7 protein-coding genes, 3 tRNA genes and 1 pseudogene are annotated in these 7,876 nt (G+C 63.9%); 5 read left to right on the top strand and 6 right to left on the bottom strand.

Annotated elements, in window-relative coordinates; genetic code table 11:
- From NLI84_RS18700 to NLI84_RS18680, 5 genes and pseudogenes are all read right to left on the bottom strand, one after another.
- Positions 1 to 69, bottom strand: a pseudogene (locus NLI84_RS18700) (GTP-binding protein); the annotation flags it as partial.
- Positions 70 to 114: 45 nt separating this feature from the next.
- Positions 115 to 189, bottom strand: a tRNA-Thr gene (locus NLI84_RS18695).
- Positions 190 to 195: 6 nt separating this feature from the next.
- A tRNA-Gly gene (locus tag NLI84_RS18690) sits at positions 196 to 269 on the bottom strand.
- A 53-nt stretch (positions 270 to 322) separates the two neighbouring features.
- Positions 323 to 407 (bottom strand) — tRNA-Tyr (locus NLI84_RS18685).
- 194 nt (positions 408 to 601) lie between these two features.
- A complete protein-coding gene (locus NLI84_RS18680) occupies positions 602 to 1,492 on the bottom strand; it encodes a helix-turn-helix domain-containing protein (RefSeq protein ID WP_255992347.1) in 891 nt (296 codons plus the stop codon).
- A 102-nt stretch (positions 1,493 to 1,594) separates the two neighbouring features.
- On the opposite strand from NLI84_RS18680, the gene NLI84_RS18675 reads away from it, so the two are divergent.
- The 4 genes from NLI84_RS18675 (at position 1,595) to NLI84_RS19190 (ending at position 5,317) form a co-directional block, all read left to right on the top strand.
- Complete coding sequence (locus NLI84_RS18675; RefSeq protein WP_255992346.1) at positions 1,595 to 2,611, top strand: phytanoyl-CoA dioxygenase family protein; 1,017 nt, start codon at positions 1,595 to 1,597, stop codon at positions 2,609 to 2,611.
- 360 nt (positions 2,612 to 2,971) lie between these two features.
- Positions 2,972 to 3,640, top strand: coding sequence for a glycine zipper 2TM domain-containing protein (locus tag NLI84_RS18670; protein WP_255992345.1), 669 nt, complete (start codon positions 2,972 to 2,974; stop codon positions 3,638 to 3,640).
- Positions 3,621 to 4,313, top strand: a complete 693-nt coding sequence (locus NLI84_RS18665; RefSeq protein WP_255992344.1) for an SLATT domain-containing protein — start codon at positions 3,621 to 3,623, stop codon at positions 4,311 to 4,313. Before NLI84_RS18670 ends, NLI84_RS18665 begins: the two co-directional genes overlap by 20 nt.
- Positions 4,310 to 5,317: a glycosyltransferase family 9 protein gene (locus NLI84_RS19190; protein ID WP_255992343.1), complete on the top strand. Its 1,008-nt coding sequence runs from the start codon at positions 4,310 to 4,312 to the stop codon at positions 5,315 to 5,317. Before NLI84_RS18665 ends, NLI84_RS19190 begins: the two co-directional genes overlap by 4 nt.
- Before the next feature lie 66 nt (positions 5,318 to 5,383).
- On the opposite strand, the gene NLI84_RS18655 is transcribed toward NLI84_RS19190, so the two are convergent.
- Complete coding sequence (locus NLI84_RS18655) at positions 5,384 to 5,677, bottom strand: hypothetical protein (RefSeq protein ID WP_255992342.1); 294 nt, start codon at positions 5,675 to 5,677, stop codon at positions 5,384 to 5,386.
- 208 nt (positions 5,678 to 5,885) lie between these two features.
- Here NLI84_RS18655 and glmS point away from each other — a divergent pair, with 208 nt between their 5' ends.
- A complete protein-coding gene (gene glmS, locus NLI84_RS18650; RefSeq protein ID WP_255992341.1) occupies positions 5,886 to 7,709 on the top strand; it encodes a glutamine--fructose-6-phosphate transaminase (isomerizing) in 1,824 nt (607 codons plus the stop codon).
- Positions 7,710 to 7,876: the final 167 nt, after the last annotated feature.

Genomic DNA, 7,876 nt, shown 5'->3' with positions numbered 1-7,876 from the left:
ATGGTCAACGTGACCGATGGTGCCCACGTTCACGTGCGGCTTCGTCCGCGTAAACTTTTCCTTTGCCATGATATTTCCTTCTCGAGAACCTGAAATACACCAGCATTGATGAGATGGTGCTGTTGGTGGGAATTGAACCCACGACCTCTCCCTTACCAAGGGAGTGCTCTACCCCTGAGCTACAACAGCCAAACCTGGAGCGGGTGAAGGGAATCGAACCCTCGTCATAAGCTTGGAAGGCTTCTGCTCTACCATTGAGCTACACCCGCAGGATCCTAGCTTCACTAGCAGTTAACGCAGACTTCACACCGCGAAGCGCATTTGGTGGTGGGGGTTGGATTCGAACCAACGTACTCAGAGAGGGCAGATTTACAGTCTGCTGCCTTTAACCACTCGGCCACCCCACCGCAAGAGCTGCGCATTATGGTCAAGCCCCCATTCAGTGTCAAATTCTTTTCGCGCCAGCGGCCAGGTTTTTCGCCATCATCCTGATCGACAATGGGATTTTCTGGCACGCCCGCCCACGCGGGTGACGCGCTCTCCTGTCCTGGGGCATCCCGAATGCTCGCTCGCCGGTCAGCCTAGCTGTCCCGTAGCGCCCTCACGGCAGTTGCGCTTGCGGGGGCCGGCGCTCCAGTTGCCGGTGGCGGGCGCGATAGGCGCGCGGCGTCATGCCCTTGGCAGCGAGGAACTGCCGGTTGAAATGCGCAAGATTGCGCCAGCCCGATTCCTCGGCGATCGCACCGATCGCCTTGTCGGTCTGCAGCAGTTGCTGGCAGGCGCGCCCCACCCTCAGGCGGGTGAGATAGTCGACCACCGTAGTCAGCGTATGGCGCTTGAAGAAGCGGTGAAAAGCACCGATCGACAGCGCAGCGCGCTGCGCAAGCGCCTCGACGGCAATATCCTCGGCGAAATGCGCGTGCAGGTAGTCGAGGATGCGTCCGATCCGCTCACGCTGGCCGTCGATCCGGCCTGATGGTGGCGCGAGCGAAGCCAGCGGCCGCGCGCGCGCATCCGCCGCCAGTTCCAGCAGCACATCAAGCAACACCGGCATCCGCCGTGCCGACTCCAGCTCGCCCAGGCTGAGCAAGGCCGGTCGCACCTTGTTCCTGACCTGAGGCGAGAACGCGAGGCCCGCGCCGGCAGTGCGGACCAGCGTGCCCAGCGCACCCAGTTCGGGCATGGCCGTGGTCAGCCGCGCGATCCAATCCAGGCTGAACCAGGCCACCACCGCCAGCATGGGCCGGGACTCATCCAGCCGCCGCTGCGCGGCCCAGGTATGCGGCAGGTTGGGCCCGACCAGCACCAGATCACCGTCGTCGAAGTCGGCGACATCATCGCCGATGAAACGCTGGCCTCGGGCATTGACGGTGAGCGTGAGCTCGAACTCGGGGTGGTAGTGCCACTGGAACGGCAGCTCGGGCAATTCACGCCACAACAGCGACCAGGATTGCCCGGCCGGCACCAGCACATGTTCGAATTGCGGACGCATCCACACACCTATCGCCACGGAAAACGTCACGATCGTATCAATAGTGATACAGCCAGGCGCAATACGGCAAACGCCCGACGGCGAGACTAGCCCCATCGGCCCATGCGCCGTCCACCTCTGGAGATCAAGATGAACTATGGCTATGGCGATCAACGTCCCGGCAATCCTTCCGTGGCCTACACCGAACAGACCCAGCTGCGTGACTTGAAGAAGCGCCTGCCATTGCGCGTGCTGAGCGCGGACGACTTCGCGCATTGGCAACGCTACGGCTATGTGATCGTGAAACAGGCCATCAGCGCCGAGCAGGTGGCGCGTACCGTGGATTTCCTGTGGGAATTCCAGGCGCTCGATCGCGATGATGTGGCCAGCTGGAGCAAGCCCGAACTGCGCGAACATGAGATGCGCGAGCTCAATGGCTCGGGCATGGTCGAGGCGTACCAGAACCAGGCGCTGTGGGACAACCGCCAGACGCCGCGCGTGTACGACGCCTTCGTCGACATCTGGGATCGCGAAGACCTGTGGGTGACGATCGATCGCGCCAATCTCAACACACCCAATGCCGGCGTGCGCAAATTTGGAGGCTTTATCCACTGGGATGCCGACACCACGCTAACTCCGCTGCCGGTGAATGTGCAGGGCGTGCTGGCCTTGTCCGATACCAATGAGGAAGGTGGCGGCTTCCAGTGCATTCCAGAGCTGTTCGAGCAATTCGATGCCTGGCGACGCAGCGCCCCGGCAGATCGCAACGCATGGCGGCCGGATCTGGCCACCCTACCCTGGCAACCCCGTTTCATCCCGATGCAGGCGGGCGACCTCCTGATCTTCAACAGCCTGCTGGCCCATGGCATCCGGCCCAATACCTCCGCCGACCGTGTCAGGCTCGCCCAGTACATCTCGTTCACCCCTGCCGGCGAGGACGATCAGGAACTGCGCGACTGGCGCATCGGCAGCTGGTGCCGGCGCGAGCCCGCGCGCGGCTATGCATTTCCGGGCGACCCGCGTGAGTGGGAAAAGACGCGCTATCCGCGTGCCCAGCTCACCACCCTGGGGGAGCGGATACTGGGACTTCGCAACTGGGCGGATGGGCTGCAGGCATCGACTGAGGCCTTGCTTGCCTAGCCGCGAAGGCCGCAACTGGCATCCCGGCGGCAGGTCCGCACGCCGCGCCCGCATACGCCGTCGATGCGCCGCACGAGGCCGCGCGCTATGTCCATGCGCAATGGGATCATGGTGTTTCCAACCCGCCCCACCGCTCTATCAATACGGCGCAGACCATCGTGCGCAGCCACCGACCCACGCCGAGCGTGTCAGCTCGGGCGCCATCGTCCCGCCGCCAGGGCGAGGAGAAATGCGGCTTGGCGAGGTAAAAAATGCCACACGGCTTGTGCCGCCTGTCACTCGTACGTCAGCGGCCCCGGGCGCATCATCGTTCTTACAAGCTAAGCCGGCGTCGACCGGATAGACCACAGGAGAAACGATATGAACGACCCGACTTCGAGCAAGACCCATCCCCTGATCCTGGCGGCCGCTGTCGCCGTCATCCTCTTCGCCGGCGTCGGCGCCGCCCATTGGCTGGGCTGGGTAGGCCAACCCATTCCGACGCCACATGCCGTCGCCAGTATCCCTGCTGCGATCACGCCACAGGCTGCGCTCACCACGATAGCGGAGCCTGTCGCGACACCCACGCCGACGCTCGCCCCCACCCCGGCTCCCACGCCCGTACCAACCGTCACGCCGACGCCGCGCCCCAAGGCCAAACCGACGCCGCGGCCGACCCATGTGCCGCAAGCCGATCCGACACCCGTCAAGCAAAGCTGCGCAAACTGCGGCGAGGTGACGGCGATACGCACGGTGGAAGTGGCCGGTGATGCCAGCGGCGGTGGCGCCGTTGCCGGTGGCGTGGTCGGCGGCGTGCTGGGCAACCAGATCGGCAAAGGCAATGGCCGCAAGGTGGCGACGGTGCTGGGAGCGCTTGGCGGCGCAGTGGCCGGCCACCAGATCGAGAAACAGGTGCGAAAAACCACGGTTTACGAAGTGGATGTCGCCTTCGAAGATGGCAGCAGCCGCAGCTATCAGTACCCGCAGCAGCCGGCACTTTCCCAAGGACAGGCCGTGAAGGACATCGGCGGTGAACTGGTCGCGCGCTAACCCTCCCTCCTCCTTCCTGGCAGCCCGGTGCATCGCACCGGGCTTTTTCATACACGCTGGTCGGTTTGAAGTTCGCGCATTAAAATGCCAAACGGGTATGCACGGGGGCATCATGGACAAGGGCTTGAACAATCAGGGAGCGTTGGCCGCGCTGGAAGAATTGCGACGCGACGCGCGCATTTGCAAGGGCCGGCATTTTGCAGCTGCCGATCGCAAGCTCATTCTGCATCGGTGCTGCGGGGTACCGGTCATCCTTGCCAACCTCTTTGTCGGCATCGTGCTGGTCAATCTGCAAGGCGGCACCGTGAGCATGGGTAGCGAGTTCGATCCGGTCGGCCTCGCAACCGGCAGCCGCACCGCGGACACGCTGTCCCTGGTATCGACCCTGCTGGCGTTCTGCGCCGCCAGCCTGTCTGCAGTGCAGACGTTCTTCAATTTCCATAAGACCGCCGAAGGGCATCGCGCCATAGGCAACCGCTATATCGACATTGCGCGCCGTGCAAAGGCCTTGCTGCAGCGCCAATCCGACCTGACAGACACCGCCGCCCCACTGTGGGACAACTATGGCGCGCTTTACACCGAATACCGGCAGATCAATATCGAAGCCGAAGCCTTCCCCACATCCCGCAGCGATCTGAAAGCCGCGCTGGGTGCTCCTGAGCTGACGCCGTGAATGCGAGGTTCGCGCTGACCGGCGAAGCCGTGCTGGATCGGCAGGATCAGCTTTGGCTGCCTTGCGATCTGCCCCACCTCGGACGCGCGCCCGGGGAATTCCGTCCGCTCTCGGCAAGCCGCGCCGTATTGAATGCCGACCGCTCGCCATTCATGCTCGATTACGCCACGGTGGGCACCGTGCATATACTCAACGGCATGGGCGTTGCGCTGGGGGATTCCGTCATCGGCCTATCGGTGCTGCATGCCTTGAAAGCAGCCCACCCGCAGTTTCAATGCGTGCTGTACCGCAGCCCCCATACGCCGGCCTACGTCGAAGCGCCCTACAGCGGCCTGGATTGGCTGACCGTGCGGCACCTGCCCTGGCCGCTGGCCGAGCTGCCCGTCGATGAGCCCGTCATCGATCTGGCCGATTTCATGTATCGCCCGGCCTTTGATCGGCTCGCCATGATCGATTTCTTTGCAGAGAGCCTGGGCATCGTCGCGCCCTCGTTGCCAGCAACGACCAGGCGCAATGGCTGGCTGCAACATCAAGCCCGTTATTGCCCGGCCCCAGATGGCGATTACACGCTGCTCTGCACGCGAGCGAGCTCGGCGCTGCGCAGCATGCCGCATTCGGTGGCCGAGCAGTTGGCTGCGACGCTGGCCGGGCAAGGCCGCCGCGTGCTCAGCTTGGGGGGCCCGCCCCTTGCTGCCGCGGAGGATATTTCCGAGCGCTGCCGCCTGTGGCCGGAACTGCTGGCCTGCATTGCTGGCGCTCAGCAGGTGGTGAGCACCGACACCGCCATCATTCATCTGGCCGCCGGCCTCGATGTGCCCTGCCTTGCCTATTTCATGGGAATGGACCCGACGCTGCGGGTGCGCGACTACCCGCGCTGTCACGCCATCCAGCTCGATGGCGAGGGACGGCTGGCCGGCTTGCATCATGCCAACGCGCAGTGGCAGCTGGACTACGCGGCCGCTTGCTGGCAACTCGCGCCGGAGGGCTTGGCGCTACTGGCCTGACCTTAGAAACAGAGCTGCCGCACCCAAGGTGCGGCAGCTCTGTTTACGACCTTGCGGATTAAGCGTTCAGCCTTCGCTATCGGGTAGTACGCGCACCGGCTGTATCACATTGGACAACAGATCGATCACCTGCCGACGTACGGCGAGGTCTGCGACATATTCAAACGCTTCGTCCAGTAGCTCGTGGGTTTCGCAAGCCAGTTGAAACAGCATCACCTGCTCCTCGCTACTTGCACGTGGCAGATAGCAATTGATCTCGTCGACGACGTGATCGGCCAGCTCATCCGGGCGGCTGGCCTCGGCAGTCAGGATACGGGCGTACAGCCGGATTCCGATTGGCCCCATCGCTAGCATGTGCATCACGCTCTCCTCGCCATTGCGGCGCTCATTTCCAATCTAGACAGCGCAATAGGGCCTTACCCGCCCGCCTGTCGGTTATCGCGCGCGATGTATACACGAGCTTGCTCCATAATTTCGCAAATGCACAAAACCCCTAGGGGATTCTCTTTAAAGACAAGTCAGGCTGAGCGACGTAGATTTTGTGCATAGCAACAACGGAGCGCTGCTCATGTGTGGCATCGTCGGTGCGATCTCGGATCGCAATGTGGTTCCCATGCTGCTGGCTGGCCTCGCCCGGCTGGAATATCGCGGCTATGACTCCAGCGGCCTGGCGCTGATCGAACGCTCGGACATGACGCGGCTGCGCGTGGCCGGACGCGTGTCCGAATTGGCACAACGCGGCTCGCAACTGGCCGGTCGGGCCGGTTTGGCGCATACGCGCTGGGCGACGCACGGCGAGCCCTCGGAGGCCAACGCCCATCCCCACCTGGGCGGCGACAGCGTGCTGATCGTGCATAACGGCATCATCGAGAACCATCGTGAATTGCGCCGCGAGCTTATCGACCTGGGTTACCGCTTCACGTCCGACACCGACAGCGAAGCCATCGCCCACCTGATACACCACGAACTCAAGCGCAGCGACGATCTGCTTTCGGCCGTGCGTGCCGCGATGGCCCGGCTCAATGGCGCGTTCGCCATCGGCGTGATCTGTCGCGACTGGCCCGACCGCATGATTTGCGCGCGCCGCGGTAGCCCGCTGGTGCTGGGCCTGGGCTTTGGCGAGCAGTTCTTTGCCTCCGATATTTCCGCGCTGCTGCCGGTGACGCAACGCATGATCTACCTCGAGGAAGGCGACATCGCCGAGATCAGCCGCGACAGCATCCAGATCTTCGATGCCGCCGGCTTGCGGGTGACCCGCGCGACACGCACCGTCGATGTCTCGCTCGATGCCGCTGAATTGGGCAACTATCGCCATTTCATGCAAAAAGAAATCTTCGAGCAACCCACGGCCGTGGCCAATACGCTGGCGCGCGCCACCGAGCTCGGTTGCCGCGCGGAGCTGTTCGGCCACGAGGCCCATGCGGTATTCACCGCAGCGCCCGCCATCCGTATCGTCGCCTGCGGCTCCAGTTATCACGCCGGCCTCGTTGCCCGTTACTGGATCGAGGAATGGACCGGGCTGCCGGTCAGCGTCGACATCGCCAGCGAATACCGCTACCGCAAGAGCCATGAACAGGATGGCACGCTGATCATCGCCATCTCGCAATCGGGTGAAACCGCTGATCTGCTCGCGGCCGTGCGCTCGGCGCGCGAACGTGGCGCCGTCAAGGTGCTGGCGCTATGCAACGTACCGCACGCCACGCTCACCCGCGAAGCAGACCTGCTGTTCCTCACCCAGGCTGGCATCGAGATCGGCGTCGCCTCGACCAAGGCCTTCCTCACCCAGCTGGTCGGACTTTACGTGTTTGCCGCGGCGCTGGCGCGCACCCGGGCCAGCCTGCCCGAGCCCGAGCTCACCGCGCTGAACGACGCCCTGCCCACCCTGCCGCATCTCATCCTCGACGCCCTGGCGCTCGATGGCGAGATCGATCGCTGGGCGCAGGAGCTGGCGCACTACGAGCACGCGCTGTTCCTGGGGCGCAACACGCTCTACCCGATCGCGCTGGAAGGTGCGCTCAAGCTCAAGGAGATCGCCTATATCCACGCCGAGGGCTACGCCGCGGGTGAACTGAAGCACGGGCCGCTGGCACTGGTGGACGAGAACATGCCGGTGATCGTTTGCGCCGCGCGCGATGCGCTGCTCGGCAAACTGGTTTCCAACGTGCACGAGGTGCAGGCACGCGGCGGCAAGGTGTTCGTGCTGGCCGAGCCCGGCACCGAAGCCGAGTTCGACGGCGCGCATCGGGTGCTTACGGTCCCCGCGGCCGCAGGCGCACTCACCCCGGTGACCATGACGCTGCCGTTGCAGCTGATCGCCTACCACACCGCCTGCCGCAAGGGCACTGACGTCGACAAGCCGCGCAACCTGGCCAAGTCCGTGACGGTCGAGTGATCAGGGAGATGCCGCCTGCCGCGGTATTGCCTGCCATCGTAGCTACGTGGCGGCTGCAAACGATCGGCTGCCAGCCCCTTCGTTGAGAGCCGCTAACAAACCCAGCGCAGCGGTTCTGGCAAGAAGCGCGAAATGCGGACAGTTAGGCGTACGGCAAGTGAGTGCGA

The sequence above is a fragment of the Chitinolyticbacter albus genome, from assembly GCF_024437655.1.
Lineage (GTDB): Bacteria > Pseudomonadota > Gammaproteobacteria > Burkholderiales > Chitinibacteraceae > Chitinolyticbacter > Chitinolyticbacter albus.
Note: the sequence above shows the minus strand (reverse complement) of the source record. Positions and strands in the feature narration are given on the sequence as shown.

Coding starts and splice junctions, on each gene's coding strand:
- NLI84_RS18670 (WP_255992345.1), top strand. CDS start 2,972: ATGAACGACCCGACTTCGAGCAAGACCCATCCCCTGATCCTGGCGGCC.
- NLI84_RS18655 (WP_255992342.1), bottom strand. CDS start 5,677: ATGCACATGCTAGCGATGGGGCCAATCGGAATCCGGCTGTACGCCCGT.
- glmS (WP_255992341.1), top strand. CDS start 5,886: ATGTGTGGCATCGTCGGTGCGATCTCGGATCGCAATGTGGTTCCCATG.
- NLI84_RS18675 (WP_255992346.1), top strand. CDS start 1,595: ATGCGCCGTCCACCTCTGGAGATCAAGATGAACTATGGCTATGGCGAT.
- NLI84_RS18680 (WP_255992347.1), bottom strand. CDS start 1,492: ATGCGTCCGCAATTCGAACATGTGCTGGTGCCGGCCGGGCAATCCTGG.